The sequence below is a fragment of the Deltaproteobacteria bacterium genome (assembly GCA_020848905.1).
Classification (GTDB): domain Bacteria; phylum Myxococcota_A; class Polyangia.
Genome location: JADLHG010000006.1, coordinates 40,036 through 56,507, shown reverse-complemented (window position 1 = coordinate 56,507; position 16,472 = coordinate 40,036). Strand labels below are relative to the sequence as shown.

The window sequence follows — 16,472 nt, the reverse complement described above, 5'->3', positions numbered from 1 at the left end:
GAGGTCCAAGATGAGCCAGCCGTCCGTGTCATCCCATCCCGTGAAGGCCTTCGCCGCGCCGAGCGCCACCACGCCGCTCGGCGCCACCACCGTGCCGCGCCGTGACCCGCTACCCGGCGACGTAGAGATCAAGATCCTCTACTGCGGCGTCTGCCATTCGGACATCCACCAGGCCCGCGACGAGTGGCGCGAGTTTCTGCCCACGCAGTATCCCTGCGTCCCCGGCCACGAGATCGTGGGGCGCGTGACGCGCACCGGTAGCGCCGTGAAGATGTTCAAGGAGGGGGACCTCGCGGCGGTCGGCTGCATGGTCGGCTCCTGCGGCACCTGCCCGAGCTGCCGCGAGGGTGAAGAGCAGTACTGCGCCACCTTCCCAACCTTCACCTACAACGGGCCCGACAAGCACCTCGGGGGCGTGACCTACGGCGGCTACTCCGACAGCATCGTGGTGGACGAGGCCTTCGTGCTGCGCCTCTCTCCCAAGCTGGCCCTCGCGGGGGCGGCGCCGCTCCTCTGCGCCGGGATCACCACCTACTCGCCGCTCCGCCACTGGAACGTGACGAAGGGCAAGAAGGTGGGCATCGTGGGGCTCGGCGGGCTCGGTCACATGGGCGTGAAGTTCGCCAAGGCCTTCGGCGCCGAGACCGTGGTCTTCACCACCTCGGCGAGCAAAGTGGCCGACGCGAAGCGCCTCGGGGCCGACGAGGTCGTGATCTCCAAGGACGCGGCCGAGGTGCAAAAGCACGCCGGGAGCTTCGACTTCATCTTGAACACGGTCTCCGCCGAGCACGACCTCAACGCGTACCTCGGCCTGCTCAAGCGCGACGGCACGATGACGCTCCTCGGTGCGCCGCCGACGCCCGCGCCGGTCGTGGGCGCGTTCCTCATCCTCGGACGTAAGAGCCTCGCCGGCTCCGCCATCGGCGGCATCCGCGAGACTCAGGAGATGCTCGACTTCTGCGCCGAGCACGGCATCACCTCCGACGTCGAGGTGATCCGCATCCAGGACGTGAACCAGGCCTACGACCGCATGCTCCGGTCCGACGTGAAGTACCGCTTCGTGATCGACATGGCCTCGTTGAAGTAAAGGCGCGCGCGCTCACCGCTCGCGGGTGTCCAGGCTCTCCGCGACTACCCCGGCTCGACGCCGAAGGCCACGAGCTGCTCGCGGGAGACCTGCTCCTCGACGGTCTCTCCGACCTCGTTGAAGCCATCGGCGCCGCCGCGATCGTTCGTCCGCACGCGCACCAGGGTCCCGGGCTCGAGGTCGGCGGCGGCGAGAGCCATGGCCTTCTGGTCTCGGAGCTGGAGCAGGCTGACCCACCCGAGCGCCGAGCGGGTGCCGGCCAGGACCACGCCACACCCCTCCGCCAGCGTCTGCATCGCGGCCTCGAAGCGGTCGTACGCCCCGTCGACGGAGAGGTAGGCGGCGTACTCGGCTTCGCGCGCGGCTGAGTCGGTGACGGCTCCAGTTCCCGTCGGCGCGTGGTTCATCCCCGCCTCGAGAGCAAAGGCCACGATGTTGGTCAGCGCCGAGCCCACCGTCACCGTGAAGGCCTTCTGCGCCGGTTGGCGCAGCAGCTCCTCCGGCACGACGCTCCGGTCCTGGGTCATCATCTGGAAGGCGCGCACGAGCTGCAGCTCCCCCGAACACCCGACCGGGTGCCCGCACTTGAGCAGCCCTCCGAGCGGATTGAAGCGGCCCGCCAGGAGGCCCTCGACGCTCTCCTCGTGGCTGAATCCGGCCTCCTTGAGAATCATCCGCGAGATGCTGGGGAAGGCATCGTGCGGGAAGGCCAGGTCTACCTCTCGCAGCGCCGCAGGGCTCACGCCCCAGCCTCGGGCCATGCCGCACAGCGCGCGCCGCACCGAGGGCGAGCAGGTCACGGGACCGAAGCGGCGGCTGAGCGCGGGATGCTGGATCCCCTGCCCTACCCCCACGATGCGCACCGCTCGCCCATCCGGCGGCGGATGGGAGGAGAGCACCAGCGCGCTGGCGGCCGTGCTCACGGGCACCACGTCGTCGCGACGGTAGTGGGGACTCACCCAGGGGCTCCGCTCGTAGCTCGCCGGGTCCGGCGGCTGCCCGAAGAAGTGCGCCAGCGGGTAGCGCGCCGCGCGAGCCTGCATCGCGAGGGTGAGGGCCGAGGCGAGCTCGCGAAAGGCGGCCTTGGAGAGCCCGAGGTAGCGGAGCAGCGCGCGCTCGTAGAGGTCGCCGATGAGCACCATGGTCAGGCCGTACCGCCGTTCCGCGGGGTCGATCACGGAGCCCAGCATCTGAGCCGTCGCCGCCCGGTCCTGGGCCCTGAGCTCCTCGGGATAGGGCGCACCGTCGGGCAACACGCGGTTCATCTGCTCGCACGACACGAGCAGCGAGTAGTCGTACATGCCGAGCGCGATATCCTTGTAGGCCGGCAAGCCGGCGACCCCGCCGGCCGACGAGGTCCCGCGCACCGCGAGCGTCTCCTTGGGCAGGAGGTGCAGGTCGGCACTCAGCGCGGCCGAGACCTCTCCCGTGACGCCCGCCACGGCAGGGTCCATCGAGGCCAGGTAGAACGAATCGATCTTGAGGGGCGAGATACCCTCTAGCGCGCCGCGCACCGCCTCGAGACAGAGGTCGAAGTAGCCGGCGCGCGGGCGGCCGGTGATGCGCGTCGAGTAGGCCGAGTAGATGTAGACGGGGCGCAGCATCGGAGTTCCTGCTCACGCCGGGTGACGAGGGCCCCCGTGGGCTTTCCTCCCCGAGGTCAGGGAGCGGCGCGATTCTATCCCAGAGCCACCGGCCGACGTGAGTGTCGGACGCGAGATTCGGCCCGCGTGGCGGCCGCGGTCACCCCGACGTGGCCAGCGTACGCGGCCTGGAGGTGGACTGGCCAGTGGGCGTGGCAGACCCTAGCGAAGGGGCTACGCCAGCGGGCCTGGGGGGAAGAGGCCTGCCGTAAATCACAGCAATTTCCAATGAGATGATGGCAGAGGCCGCCGCCTGTGGGGAGCGGATCCTGGCATGACTCTTGCTCCATCGTCCGGCGTGAACGACCTCGGACGCCTTCGGTGGGGCGCGGTGTCGACCGTCCTGGCGGCGAGCATCGCCTGCCTCGTGTTGGTCGCGCCGGCCTTCGCCTTCCCTCCGGGCACCGCGATGTTGCATCCGGCCGCGGTGGACCTCGTGCTCGAGCGCCGAGGCAGCTCGGTGCGCGTGCGACGGGGCAAGCTCGTCCGCGTGGCCCAGTACGAGCTGCCGCTCCACGGGAGCCCGAGCAAGGTCACCGTCTACTACTCGGCCGTGAACGACCAGGTGCTCGGCGTGAAGACCGTCGGAGCCGAGCGGGTTGCGTTCTACTCGGGGAGCACCCGGCGCCGCTCGGAGCTGGAGAAGATACTGAAGGCCAAGACCTCGCGCGCCGTCAGCAGCGGGCCCGACGCGGACCTCGACCTCTTTCTCGGCGGAGGAGAGCGCCTGGCGGGGGGGCGCCTGACGCTGGACCGACGGGACCGGAGCGTCCTCTACACCTACGCGGGGCGTCCCTGGCGCAACGTCAAGGACCGCACTTCGCTGGCCGAGGCGCTCGAGTGGCTGAATCGCGACGGGCGCAACCTCCTCAACACCCCGCTCGCGCGACTGCAGGAAGATCAGCGCCCTCGCAGGACCCGCCGGCAACGACCCGCTGCCCCCTCACCGGGCGCGGTGGACCTGGCCTCGCGCCGCATCCAGGTCGACCGCGGCGCGGGCATCGAAGAACTCTCGCCCCTCGCCTTCAAGAAGCTCTTCGGCGTGACCTACCTCTCGGGCACCGTGCTCGCGCCCGGAGTGCACCAGGGGCGACTCTGGGAGTTCGCCGACCCCCGGCATCGCCGTTCGGCGGGGGGCGCGTCGGACCTGAGCTGGCCGCGGGCGAGTTCCCTCGAGCAGGTCGCCTTCGGCAAGAAGACCCCCGCCCAGGCCCAGCGCATCGTCGCGCGCCGCATCCGGCGCAACGAGGCCTGGAAGCCCTGGGAAGCGCGCGCCGCCTACCACGAGCTGCTCCGGGCCGGCCACGTGGCGCCGGTCTACATCAAGGAGGTCCCCGAGCTGACCCAAGGGGGCAGGAGGGGCTGGGGCCTCTTCGCCGCGCGAGACCTCGCCGTCGGAGACCTGATCGGCGCGTACGCCGGCGAGCTCGACTGGGGCCAGAACCGGCAAGACCGGGCCTACGTGCTCGGCGGCACCCACGAGCGCGAGGTGATCGACGCCCGGCACAAGGGCAACGAGACGCGCTTCGTCAACCACTCCTCGGCGCACCCCAACGCGAAGATGGGAGCGATCCCCGTGGACGGCCTCGTCCAGCCCTTCCTCTTCGTCTCGAGGCCCGTGAAGGCCGGCGAGCAGCTCCTCTTCGACTACGGCCAGGGCTACTGGGACGCGCTCGACATCGTGCCCGGAGAGCTCGGCGCGAAACGCACCGCCCGCTGAGGGTCCGCCGCCCTACTCCGACAAGATCCGCAGCGAGAGGTCGAGCTGGCTGCGCACGAGCTTGAGCACGCTCTCGTAGCCCTCGGCGTCCAGCCGGAGCTGCTGCATGAGGATCCGCCGCAGGCTGCGCAGCAGCGCGGTGCGGGCGCGCTCGATCCAGCGCGCGGCGGTGGCGCGGTGCACGCCGAAGAGCTCCCCGAGCTGGTCGATGGTCTCGCCGCCGACGAAATGCCGCCGCAGGAGCTCGCGATCCCGCTCGGGGAGCGAGGCCACGGCCGCCTTGAGCGCCGTCTTGAACTCCGTCTGATAGAGGAGCTTGAGGTGCGCGCGCTCGGCGCTCGGCACGGCCAGCTCGGGGGTGCCGGCGAGCTTCTCCGCGAGGTCGGTGTCGAGCGGTCGTTCGCGGTACTGCCCGCGAAAGGACTTGAGCGCGAGCCGCACCGCGATCACACGCAGCCACCCGGAGAGCTTGCCCCGCCCTGAGTAGGCCGCCAGGTAGGGCCGCCCCGAGGCGTCCGCCACGTAGAGCTGCTCGCGGAGCTTCTGTCGCAGCTCGTCGGCCGCCGCGCGCTCGAGCCCCTGACGCGCGAGCGCCCGGTCGATCCCCGGCCCGTAGCGCGCCTCGCAGGCCGCCACCGCGACTCCGTCTCTCGCCGCGCAGGCCGCCGCGACGTAGAGGTCGTCGACGAGGAGCGTCTCGAGGCTCTCCTCCGCGTTCTCCGGGCGCGAGAGCACCTCGGCCAGGTGCGCGAGGAAGGCCTCGTCGGGGTGCCGCACCTCGGGCCAGGCCGCGCGCGCCTCGGCCAGCCGCGCGGCGAGGCGCTCCGCGAGATCGGGCTGGCGGTGCCGCAGGCGCTGTGCTTCATTCAGCCGGTCGAGAAAGACCGTGGCCTGGGTTTGACGTGCGTCCATCGGTCGCGGCCTCTGGCATCGATCATACAACCATGGCCTGCCTCGATGACAACACCGTCCAGGCCCTCCTCGAGGGCAGGCTCGCGGCGGACCGCGCGGACGGCGCGCGCGCGCACCTCTCCGCGTGCGACGATTGCCGCCGGCTCGTCTCCGCGCTCGACACGCGAGGCCCGGGGACGGCGCCGCACCCGCTCGCGGGGCAGCTCCTCGGTGACACCTACCGGCTGAGCGTCCCCGTCGGAAGCGGCGGCATGGGCACGGTCTTCGCCGCCGAGCACGTGCGCCTCGGCCGCACCGTGGCCGTGAAGATCCTCTCCGAGCCCTTGCGGCAGCATCCGGAGGCACTCGACCGCTTTCGCCGCGAGGCGCTCATCTCCGCGGGCCTCGGGAGCCGGCACATCGTGGACGTGCTGGACTTCAACCGCATGCCCGACGGCACGCCGTTCATGGTGATGGAGCTCCTCGACGGGGAGGACCTGGCCGAACGCCTGGCCCTCCGCGGACCGCTCTCCCCCGAGGTGGCCGTCGCGCTCCTCAAGCAGCTCTGCTCGGCGCTCGCCGCCGCGCACGCGCGCGAGATCATCCACCGGGACCTGAAGCCCTCGAACGTCTTTCTCTGCCACGGCGACGACGACGTCCCGTTCGTGAAGGTGCTGGACTTCGGCATCTCGAAGGCCCGGACCGAGCTCGCCTCGCTCACCGGCTCGCGCGAGATCCTGGGCACGCCGCTCTACATGTCCCCGGAGATGGCCACCGCGCGGCACCAGGAGCTCGACCACCGCGCGGACCTCTTCTCCGTCGGCGCCATCGCCTACGAGGCGCTCACCGGACGGCGCGCCTTCGCCGCCGAGTCCATCCCTTCGGTCCTCTACCGCGTGGTGCACGACCATCCGCCACCTCCCGCGGCGCTGCGACCCGAGATCCCGGCCTGGCTCTCCGACCTCGTGATGCAGCTCCTGGCGAAGAACCCCGAGGAGCGCCCCCGGGACGCGAGGACCGTCACGCAGCTCCTCGACGAACGACGCACCGCCGCGCTACCCGCCACGGTCACGGGCCCCGGCCCTGTCTCGGTCCCGCGCCCCGGTCCCCCCGCGTCGACCTCGCACGCCACGTCGGTCGCCCCCTGGCGGATCGTCCTTTGGGCCCTGCTCGCCGCCCTGGCCGGGCTTGTGGGCGTCACCGCGTGGTGGTATCGAAGCGACCGACCGAGCGAGGCGTCGCGCACGGCCGCTCTCCCCGCGGCGCTCCCTCGGTCCGTGGATGCCGCTTCCCGGCCGGCCGACGCCGGGGCAGAGGCCGGGTCTGCACCGCGCGCCGACAGCGCCGCCGGAGCTCCCGTCCCCGCCCCGCGTCCCGCCCGCAAGGAGCGGCGCAAGAGGAACCCGGACACGGATCCGCTGCTGTAGAACCTCGGTGGGATGCATGACCGCTCTCTCGTCGCGACCTCGGCTGCTCGCCGCGGGGCTGTGCGCCCTGGCGCTGCTCCTCGGCGTGCGCTCCGCCCGGGCCGACGAGCCGGCCGCGGAGACGTCCACCGACGAGCGCGTGAACGGCCTGCGCACCGAGGGCGCCGCGTGCTACCGCAAGCGGGACTACCGCTGCGCGCTCACCCGCTTCGAGCAGGCCTACGCGCTGAAGCCGAGCGCCGCGCTGCGCTTCAACGTGGCCTCTGCCGAGGACAAGCTCGGCCTCGCCGCGCTCTCCGTACGCCACTACCAGCTCTTCTTGAAGGAAGCGGGGCCCTCCGCCCCCGCCGCGGCGCTGGCGCACATCGCCCGCCGCCTGAAGCTCCTGCATCGCCGCGTGGGCCGCGTCGCGCTCAGGATTCTCCCCCCAGGCGCGCATGTTCTGGTGAACGGCATGCCCCTCGAGGCGCCGCTGGCCCCCACGCCCACCCCCGCGCCCGCACCGAAGTCCGGCGGGCCGGCCGAGCTCGAGCTGGTGCTCGACCCCGGCACGCACAAGATCGAGGTGGCGGAGCCCGGCTGGCTGGCGAAGACGCTGGTGGTCACGCTCGCCCCGGGCGAGGCTCGCTCCGAGCTCGTGTCCCTCGAGCGCAACCCGAAGGCGACCGGCCCCACGAGCCGACCGGCCCACGCGTCCGCCCCGCCGCTCGCGACGCCTCCGCCGCACGGGGCGCCGCCTTCCGCGCTCCCGTCTCCCACCCTGCCGCCTCCGTCGTCCGGGGCCCCGTCCCCCAAGGCCCGTAGAGTCTTCGGGGGCCTCGTCGGTCGCTCGCTCGACCGCGCGCCGACGGACTCCGCGTTCGCTCCGGCCGGGCCCCCCGACCCGGCCCTCGTCGCGCGCCGCCGCCGCAAGAACCTCTGGGCGGGGCTCGCCTTCGCCACCTCGGCCGCCGCCGCCGCCGGGATGACCGTGCTCTACGCCATCGGCAAGCACGACGGAGACTCTGCCTACGCCGACTATCGGGCCGCCACGCGCGAGGCCGACCGCCAGCGCTACGGCGACGAGGTCACCGGCGCGCAGGGCAAGCTCATCGGCGGGCACGTGCTCCTCGGCGTCTCGGTCGCCGCCCTGGGTCTCGCGATCTACGAGCTCGCGACCCGCCCGCGCCTCGCCGAGCGCCCGAAGGCGCCACCCCCCCCCGTGCAGATCACCCCCGCCCCCGGGCCCGTGCCGCAGATCCAGATCCAGGGGGCGTTCTGAAGATGCCGCGCTCTCGCCTCGTCCTGCGTGCCGCGCTCGTCGCCCTCGCTTGCGGGCTGGCGTCCGGCTGCTCGTGGCCCCTCTGCGACGAGGCCTGTCCCGACGGCCACCGCTGCATCGACGGCGCGTGCATCGTGGACCCCTGCAAGGGCAAGAGCTGCGGCCCCGACGGCTACGGGGGCTCGTGCGGGGCGTGCGCGGGCGTCTGCCGCGAAGGACAGTGCAAGACCTGCTCGGCGGACATGGTCCGCATCATGGACCAGGAGGCGTGCATCGATCGCTTCGAGGCCTCGCCGGGACCGCGCGGCCGGGCGCAGTCCATGGCGGGCCGCGCCCCCTGGAACCGCGTGACCTGGATCGAGGCCAAGACGGCCTGCGAGCTGGCCGGCAAGCGCCTCTGCACGCGGGAGGAGTGGACCACGGCCTGCGTCGGCCCACAGCCCTGCGAGTTCTACTGCACGCCCCAGTATCCGTACGGCCCGGAGTACGTCTACGACAAGTGCTTCGGCGCGGCGCTCGCCTCGGAGCCGAAGCGCACCGGCCCCTTCCTGACGGGCAGCTACCAGCAGTGCGAGGGGGGAGTGCCGGGCCTCTTCGACATGAGCGGCAACGTGCGGGAGTGGGTCTCGACCTGCACCACCTCGAGCTGCAAGACCCTCGGCGGGAGCTACCTCGACAGCGGCTCCTCCTTGAGCTGCAAGGCCGAGGAGTCGGAGTACTCGAACATCCAGGTGCCCAAGTGGTCGAGCGGCGAGGGGCTGGACGTCGGCTTCAGGTGCTGCGCGGGGCTCTGACGCACGGCCGCGCGCCCTCACTCACGGCGGCGCGAGCTTCCAGACGTAGAAATCGAGCCCGGGGGTCGTCAACACGGTGTCCCCGAACATTGGCCGCCCCCGCGTCTGGCCCCCCACGACCAGCGACCGGTCGGACGCGAGCGCGAGCGCGCTCCCGCTGTCGGACGAAGTGCCGCCCCCCGAGATGACCCAGCGCGCCGTCCCCTGCGGTGAGAAGGCGGCGAGGAGCACGTCCTCCCCTCCCGCAGCCGCGAGCGTGAACGCGTCCAGCACCAGCATCTGCTCGAAGCTGGCCGCCAGATAGATCGTTCCGCGCGCATCCACGGTCAGCGCACCGGCGAATTCGTCGCCGGCCCCGCCGACGGCGCGCGCCCACTCCGCCGCTCCGTCGGCCGTCGAGAAGCGCGCGAGGAAGAGGTCTCCTCCGCCGTGGGCCTTGAGCTGCTTGCCGGCGAGCTTGAGCGTCGTCTCGAAGCTGCCTGCCACGATCACGCCGCGCCCTTCGGGCTCGAGCGCCACGGCGGTGGCGCCCTCGTGCGTCGGGTCGGCCCCGATGGGCTTGGCCCATTGCACCCCACCCTGGGGGGAGAGCTTCACGAGGAAGCCGTTGTAATCGTCGACGCCGGGGAGCGCGTGCCCGGCGAAGCTCGCCGGTCCGTGCACCTGCCCCACGGCGAAAACCTGCCCCTGCCGGTCCACGGCCAGCGACCGGACCTCGTCGGTGCCGTAGCCCCCGCCCGTCGTGGCCCAGCGCACCTCCCCCGACGGCGAGAGACGCGCGAGACACGCGTCGTCGCTGCCGCCCGATGAACCCACGGGCTTGTCGCCGAAGAGAAAGCCCCCCGCGCACCCGCCCCCGATAACGATATCTCCGTCGGGCGAGAGCGCCGCCGCCTGTCCGAAGTCCTGCAGCACGCCGCCGAAGCGCTTGGCCCAGCGCACCTCCCCCTCGGGCGACAGCGCCGCCACGAGGATGTCGTCCACTGCGATCGTGAAGGGGCCGCTCGGAATGGGCTCCCCCGCGCTCTTGAGGGTGAACGCCCCGAGCGTGATCTCGCCGTTGAAGCCGCCCACCAGGTACACCTCGCCCGAGGGCGACACGGCCAGGCCCTGCACCTGGGCTCGCGGGTTCCCCCCGGTCTGCCGCACCCAGAGCGGCCGCCCCTGGGGGTCGAGCTTCGCCACGAAGAGCACGCCGCCGAACTCGGGCCCCTCGAGCACGAAGGAGCCGAGCGTCCCGGTCCCCGCGAAGAAGCCGCCCAGATAGACGTTGCCCGCCGCATCGGTGGCGACGGCCATGGTCGCACCACCCGTGAAACCCGCCCCCGCGCGGGCCCACGAATGTCGGTGGGGCTCGACCGGCGGCAACGCCACATCGGCACGTGGCGCATCCGCGGCCAGCGCCCTATCGCGCGGCGCGGCGTCGCCCGGTGGCGGTCCCCCGTCCACCACGACCGACGGGGCCTGCGAACAACCGGCGAGAGCGAGGGTGACGACGAGAGGTGGGATGCGACGGCACATCATGCGCCCATCATACCGCGTGAAGCGCGCCCGCCGCGCCAAACCGCGGCCGAACCCGCTCGACCGCGCCTTGCGCCGCCGTGTAGACTCTGCCTCGACATTCGTCATCGACGAGGCTCGTATGCGACAGGCCCTGGTGGCCGCCCTGCTCTGCCTGCTGGCCGCCTGTGAAGGTCCCCGCCCCGACGGACTCGCCTTTGCGGACCCCGGACCCGGCCCGCACGTGATCTTCGATCTCGAGGCCCGCCCGCTGCCGGAGATCCCGCTGCCCAACGACCTCGCCACGCGCGCCGATCCGGATTCCCCCACCGGCCGACGGGTGAACGTCTCGCTCGACGCGCCCACCCGGCTCGAGCGCAAGCTCCGCCGCACCGTCAGCCGCCTTGAGGGCTTCTCCACCTTCGGGCCGGTGAGCGTGCGCTTCGACGCCCCGCTCGACCTCGACAACCTCACGGAGAGGCACCGACGCAATCGCGACTTCGACGACGACGCGGTGTTGCTCGTGAACCTCCAGCCCGGCAGCAAACGCTACGGCGACGCGGTGCTGCTCGACTTCGACCAGGGGAACTTCCCCCTCACCGTGCCCGAGATGGGCTCGCTCTGGTCGAACGACCCGCGCGAGACGGTGGCGAACCTGCTCTTCGACACCACGAACGAGGACCTGAACGGGAACGGCCGCCTCGACCCGGGCGAAGACACCGACGGGGACGGCCTGCTCGACGTGCCGAACGTGCACCCGAAGGGCGGGCACCCGATCGACGACCTCCTCACCTTCTACGAGAAGGTCACGGACACGCTGCTCCTGCGGCCCGTGGTGCCTCTCGAGCAGGAGGCGCGCTACGCGGTGGTCCTCACCAAGCGCCTCGTGGGCGAGGACGGCCAGCCCGTCCGCTCCCCCTTCCCCTACGTCCACCACCTGCGGCAGACCGAGGAGCTGCGCGGCCTGCCCGAGGTGCTCGAGCGCTACGGACTCACGCGCGAGGACGTGGCCTTCGCCTGGACCTTCACCACCCAGGGACCCACGCGCGACCTCGAGGCGCTGCGGCGCGGCCTCTACGGCGTCGGGCCCTTCGCCCACCTGGCGCGGGAGTTCCCGCCCGGCCTCGAGCTCGTGAAGTCCTTCTCGGGCGAGGGGCAAAACCCCTACCGCGTCCCCGGGGCGCGACTGAAGCAGCTCATCGAGATCCTGGGCCCCATCTACCTCGGGGGAGACGCGACCGGCATGAAGGCCCTCGGGCAGTCGTTCGACAACGTCGCATACGCGGTGGTCGGCGAGTTCACCGGCCCCAACCTGCTCGCCGATCGCGACGGCCATGCCAGCCCCGGTCATCCGGCGGACGAGGACGAGGTCTGGGACCTGGACCGCGTCACGGGCCACGCGTTCTACCGGCCGCACCGCGTCCCCTTCGTGTGCACCATCCCGCGCGCGGACCGTGGCTCGGGCCCCCCATTCCCGGTGGCGATCTACGCGCACGGCTACATGAGCAACCGCGTCGAGAATCTGCTCTTCTCGGGTCACCTGGCCCGCTACGGCATCGCCTCGTGCACCATCGACGCCTACGGCCACGGCCTCATCCTGCCGAACAGCATCGCGGACATGGCAGAGGGCTTCTTCGGCCTGCTGGACATGAAGGGGACGCTGCGCGCCTTCGCGCCCGGCCGCGCGCGCGACCTCGATCTGGACGGTCGCCCCGACGTGGGTGCGGACTTCTTCTCGGCCGACGCCTTTCACACCCGCGACATGGTGCGCCAGACGGTGCTCGACCTGATGGTGCTCATCCGCACGCTGCGCAGCTTCGACGGACATCGGCGGAACCTGCAGGACGTGCAGGGCCTCGGCCGCCCGGGCCTCGCCGGAGACCTCGACGGAGATGGGCGCGTGGACCTCGGCGGGCCGCTCAACGACTACTTCGGCTGGGGCACCAGCATGGGCGGAATCACGACGCTCGTGCTCGACGGCATCGAGCCCGCCATCGTGGCGGGAGCACCGTCGGCCGGCGGGGGCGGGCTCACCAGCATTCCCGTGCGCACCGTCGTCTCGGGCGTGCGCGAGGCGGCGATCCTCCGCAGCATGGGGCCGGTCTTCGTCACCCAGCCGGGCGATCGCGAAGAGGCCGTGGACCTGGCGACGATCGTTCCTTCCGCCAACCGGGCCGTCACGCACCGCCTGATCACGAACTTCGAGGTCCAGCCCGGCGACCGCGTGGAGCTCTGGAACCTGACGAACGGCAAGTCCTACGCCGCGTACGCCGATGCGAATCGCATGCTGCGCCTGCACGTCCCGGCCGACGCGATGGAGCCCGCCGAGCGGCACGCGCGGCTCGGCGTGGGGGCGGGTTTCATGCCCGCCCGGGCCATCCTCGCCGACACGCCCCTCGTCGGAGACCGGCTCGAGCTGCGCGTCTTCGTCGGACCGAGCGGTCCCTTGCGCCGCACCTACAATCGCTTCGGCGAGGAGGTCCTCTTCCAGGGAGTGACCTATCGGCGGGGCAGCCCCCTCGTCGCGCTCGCCTCGGGCCTGGGCCTGCAGCGCAACACCCCCGAGTTCCGCAAGCTGATCGCCATCGGCCAGATGGCGATCGACGCCGGCGACCCGGTGAACTACGCCCCGCACTACGCGCTCGACCCGCTGCCCTCCACGGACTACGACCGCGCGCAGCCCGGTGCGAGCGTCTGCCTCATCGCCACCGCCGGAGACACGCTGGTCCCCGTGGCCTCGGCCGTGGCGCTCGGCCGGGCCTCCGGAGCGGTGGAATACCTCACCCCCGACGTGCGCTTCGGCAAGCCGGCCAACCAGGTGCTCATCGACGCCTTCGTCACCGAGGGGCTCTCGTGGCTCGCCCGCTTCGACGGCCGCGAGGTGTTGGCCGACCCGGAGGACTTCTCTCGCGGCCAGCACGCCCCGCGCTCGCCGCGCGTGGGACATCCGATGCGCATGACGCGCGTGCTGCCGGCCGGCCTCCAGGCGCTGCGCATCCCGCTGCTCGACCCGCGCGGCCAGCACGGCTTCGCCTTCGATCCCCCGGGAACGGACTTCGACACCTCCACCTTCCTGATACACATGGTGGCGCAGTTCTACCGCAGCCGCGGGCGCGACCTCCGCGACGATCCCTGCATGGCCACGGCGAGTTGCCCGTGGATTCCCGCGCCATCTCCGCCGCCGCCGACCGAGTAGCACCCCGCCCCCAAACCGCCCGCCCCCCGGTCAACCGCCCCCTATCTCACCCAGGTTGCGTGTGCGGCAATGAACGCCCTGCGGATCCAACGCATTACATTCACATCATAATATGATCATGGGTGAACATTATTGGTGACGCAGAATACATGAACGACCTATAGTGAAAAACATCTCGGCCGGACCGTTTCAACCGGCGCGACCCGGCGATTCAGGTTGGAGCAAGGAGGCGACATGGGGCTCTTCGACAAGAAGCGGAAAGAGAAGGACGAGTTCGACTCCCCGGTGGAGCAGGTGAACCTCTCGGCACCCGTCGCCGCGCAGCCTCCCCCTCCTCCTCCGCGCCGGCTGGAAGCCGCGCCCCCCTCCCCTCTGGCGCTGGCCGAGCAGGAGGACGAGGCGCCGCGCTACACCATCGACCAGGCCATCGAGCTCATGCGCCTGCTCCCGGTGGACAACGTGGAGCTCGTGGTGCAGGTGGTGAAGAAGACCCTCGAGTCCACGAAGGTCAAGATCCCCGCCATCATCCAGGACGCGACGCGGAAGCTCGATCGCCTCGAGAAGCGGGTCGAGGTGCTCAAGCAAGAGATCCGCGAGTACGAGGAAGAGATCGCGAAGCGGCGGAACGAGATCGCGGCGCACGAGGCGGACCACGCCGAGACCACCACGGTGCGCGGCCGCCTGGCCATGGCGGAGCGCATGAACGTGGAGCGGGCGAATCGTCCTTCCGGACACGTGATGGCGCTGCCGTCCACGCCGCCGCCTACCCCGGCGGAGGCGTCGCCGGACCCGGTACCGGAGCCGAAGGAGTAGGGCCCTTTCCCCTTAGCCTGGAGCGACCATGCTGCGCTACCACATGGCGGTCATCACGAAGGACAAGGTTCTCAAGCGCGCGGTCCAGAGGCTGACCGCCGCCACCGGCTCCACCGCGGACTTCGGCGGCGACGCCTCGACGATCCGCACCGAGCGGCCGCCCCACCTCGCGATCTACGACGCTCGCGGCAAGGAGCCGGACGAGACCTTCCTCGGCCGCGTCCCCACGGGCTGCCGCATCATGTACATCATCGAGGAGGATCAGCTCATCAGCCGCATGCCGCTCCTCAGGGACCAGCGGGTGACGAGCCTCTTCTGCTACGGCGCGCAGTTCGACGACGACGAGTTCATCTCGAGCGCCACCAAGGCGCTGCGCAGCGAGATCTTCGGCCTACAGAAGTACTTCCCGTGGGGCGTGACCAGCTTCTCGATGATGGTCACGAGCTACGTGGAGAAGCGCAAGGCCGTCGAGGTGCTCCTGGCCTACGCCGAGGCCGCGGGGTGTCGCGTGCCGGTCCGGGACCGGATCCAGCTCGTGGCCGACGAGCTGATGATGAACGGGCTCTATCACTCCGCCGTGGACAAGAGCGGGCGCGAGCTCTACGCCGGCAAGACCACCGCCGAGCTGGCCAAGCTGACGAAGGTGGCGCCGATCCAGGTGCGCTACGCCTGCAGCGGCCGCTACTTCGGCATCTCCGTGCAGGACGGCGGCGGAACGCTGACGCGCCTGCGCGCGCTCGAGTACCTGCTCCGCGCCGGCTCCGGAGGCCGCATCGAGAACAAGCCGACGGGGGCGGGCCTCGGGCTCATCTCCGTGCTGCACTCGGTCTCGAAGCTCGTCTTCAACCTGGAGGCCGGCTACAGCAGCGAGGTGGTCGCTCTCTTCGACATGGAGCTCTTCAGCCAGGGAAAGGTCGGCGCGCGGTCCCTGCACCTCTTCTCCGCGCCCCCCCGCGAGGAAGAGGAGGTCGAGGCCCCCACGACGTCGGCCCCCGTGCGGACGCGACGGGCGCTCACGGGAAACCCCGGTCTCTGGGGGGTCGCCGCGGTGATGCTCGCGATGGTCACCGCCCTCGGGACGGCGGCCTTCATGAAGCGGCAGCCGCCGTCGCCCGCCGCGAGCCGGGCCGTGACCGTGATGGCCGAGCCCGAGGACGCCACGGTGCGCCTCAACGGCTCGGTGATCCCGAAGGGGCGGCCGGTGCCGCTCCCCGCCGAGGCCGCGCAGCCGAGCGAGGTCACGGTGCAGCGCGAAGGCTACGCCACCAAGTCGATCGCCGTGCCCAAAGACGGCAACGGGCGGACCCACGAGATCTTCCACGTCACGTTGGCCCGCTCCGAACGCACCGAGCAGCGATAACCCCACACGATGAGGAGCTACGCGATGACCAAGAGCCAGCCGAAGCGCCCCTCGAACGGACGTCGCCTCTCCACGCCGACGACGACGGCCGAGATCATCTGCCCCGCGTGCGGGGGCGAGACGGTTCATATCCACGGCCGGATGGTCTGCACGACCTGTCGCACCATCGTGCAGACCTGCTGCGAGTAGGGGGCGCCCCGGGCGCTATCGCCCGGCACCCGGCCAGAGCTCGAGCGGCGCCTCGGGAAGCGCCTGCTCGTGCGTCACGACCTTGAAGACCGAAAAGCCTCGCGCCTGGTAGTTGGGGAGCGCGCCGGGTCCGTCGAGCGAGCAGGTGTGCACCCACACGCGCCGGGCCCCGAGGGCGAAGGCCTCCTCGACCCCGACGGTGAGCAGGTGCCCGCCGAACCCTCGGCCCGAAAACCCCGGCAGCAGGCCGAAGTAGAGCAGCTCGACGTTCCCTCCGCTCTGGCGCTCGAGCTCCACGTACCCGGCCGGGGCACCTCCCACGTAGAGCACCCAGGTGGCCACCTCGGGCCGCTCGAGGTGCCCTCGCCAGTCGGCCAGGGTCCAGGGGAGCCGATCGATCCACCACCAGTCGGCCCCCACCGACGCGTAGAGGAAGCGACTGAAGGCCGGTTGCGAGGGTTCGAGGCGCGCGACGACGCACGGCTCCTGGGGATGCCGCGCCGCGCGGAGGGCCTGGAAGGAGGTGAGCTCGAGGTGCCAGGTGGTCACCGAGGCCGTACGCATGGGGGGCATTATTACCCAAAACGTGCC

The 16,472-nt window shown here is 71.4% G+C and carries 13 protein-coding genes; 9 read left to right on the top strand and 4 right to left on the bottom strand.

What is annotated here, in order from left to right:
- Positions 1-10 precede the first annotated feature (10 nt).
- The gene (locus tag IT371_04635; protein MCC6746921.1) at positions 11-1,087 is read left to right on the top strand and encodes an NAD(P)-dependent alcohol dehydrogenase; all 1,077 of its coding nucleotides are present in this window, start codon (positions 11-13) and stop codon (positions 1,085-1,087) included.
- A 44-nt stretch (positions 1,088-1,131) separates the two neighbouring features.
- On the opposite strand, the gene IT371_04630 is transcribed toward IT371_04635, so the two are convergent.
- Complete coding sequence (locus tag IT371_04630) at positions 1,132-2,691, bottom strand: hypothetical protein (GenBank protein ID MCC6746920.1); 1,560 nt, start codon at positions 2,689-2,691, stop codon at positions 1,132-1,134.
- Positions 2,692-3,004: 313 nt separating this feature from the next.
- On the opposite strand from IT371_04630, the gene IT371_04625 reads away from it, so the two are divergent.
- Positions 3,005-4,450 carry an SET domain-containing protein-lysine N-methyltransferase gene (locus IT371_04625; protein MCC6746919.1) on the top strand — a complete coding sequence of 482 codons (1,446 nt, stop codon included), beginning with the start codon at positions 3,005-3,007 and terminating at the stop codon, positions 4,448-4,450.
- 12 nt (positions 4,451-4,462) lie between these two features.
- On the opposite strand, the gene IT371_04620 is transcribed toward IT371_04625, so the two are convergent.
- The gene (locus IT371_04620) at positions 4,463-5,362 is read right to left on the bottom strand and encodes a hypothetical protein (GenBank protein ID MCC6746918.1); all 900 of its coding nucleotides are present in this window, start codon (positions 5,360-5,362) and stop codon (positions 4,463-4,465) included.
- Between the two features lie 32 nt (positions 5,363-5,394).
- On the opposite strand from IT371_04620, the gene IT371_04615 reads away from it, so the two are divergent.
- Genes IT371_04615 through IT371_04605 form a run of 3 tightly spaced genes read left to right on the top strand, consistent with a single transcriptional unit; the run spans position 5,395 to position 8,823 of the window.
- Positions 5,395-6,768 (top strand): protein kinase, encoded by a 1,374-nt coding sequence (locus IT371_04615; protein MCC6746917.1) that lies wholly within the window; start codon positions 5,395-5,397, stop codon positions 6,766-6,768.
- 16 nt (positions 6,769-6,784) lie between these two features.
- Positions 6,785-8,029 (top strand): hypothetical protein, encoded by a 1,245-nt coding sequence (locus IT371_04610; GenBank protein MCC6746916.1) that lies wholly within the window; start codon positions 6,785-6,787, stop codon positions 8,027-8,029.
- A gap of 2 nt (positions 8,030-8,031) precedes the next feature.
- Positions 8,032-8,823: an SUMF1/EgtB/PvdO family nonheme iron enzyme gene (locus IT371_04605; GenBank protein ID MCC6746915.1), complete on the top strand. Its 792-nt coding sequence runs from the start codon at positions 8,032-8,034 to the stop codon at positions 8,821-8,823.
- Between the two features lie 21 nt (positions 8,824-8,844).
- Here the strand turns inward: IT371_04605 and IT371_04600 are convergent, their stop codons facing one another.
- A complete protein-coding gene (locus IT371_04600) occupies positions 8,845-10,347 on the bottom strand; it encodes a hypothetical protein (GenBank protein ID MCC6746914.1) in 1,503 nt (500 codons plus the stop codon).
- A gap of 118 nt (positions 10,348-10,465) precedes the next feature.
- On the opposite strand from IT371_04600, the gene IT371_04595 reads away from it, so the two are divergent.
- The 4 genes from IT371_04595 (at position 10,466) to IT371_04580 (ending at position 15,881) form a co-directional block, all read left to right on the top strand.
- Positions 10,466-13,519 carry a hypothetical protein gene (locus tag IT371_04595; GenBank protein MCC6746913.1) on the top strand — a complete coding sequence of 1,018 codons (3,054 nt, stop codon included), beginning with the start codon at positions 10,466-10,468 and terminating at the stop codon, positions 13,517-13,519.
- 234 nt (positions 13,520-13,753) lie between these two features.
- Positions 13,754-14,332 (top strand): hypothetical protein, encoded by a 579-nt coding sequence (locus IT371_04590; GenBank protein ID MCC6746912.1) that lies wholly within the window; start codon positions 13,754-13,756, stop codon positions 14,330-14,332.
- Between the two features lie 28 nt (positions 14,333-14,360).
- On the top strand, positions 14,361-15,692 hold the full coding sequence (locus IT371_04585; GenBank protein ID MCC6746911.1) for a hypothetical protein: 1,332 nt from the start codon (positions 14,361-14,363) through the stop codon (positions 15,690-15,692).
- 24 nt (positions 15,693-15,716) lie between these two features.
- Complete coding sequence (locus IT371_04580) at positions 15,717-15,881, top strand: hypothetical protein (GenBank protein MCC6746910.1); 165 nt, start codon at positions 15,717-15,719, stop codon at positions 15,879-15,881.
- 15 nt (positions 15,882-15,896) lie between these two features.
- Here the strand turns inward: IT371_04580 and IT371_04575 are convergent, their stop codons facing one another.
- On the bottom strand, positions 15,897-16,454 hold the full coding sequence (locus IT371_04575) for a GNAT family N-acetyltransferase (protein MCC6746909.1): 558 nt from the start codon (positions 16,452-16,454) through the stop codon (positions 15,897-15,899).
- Positions 16,455-16,472: the final 18 nt, after the last annotated feature.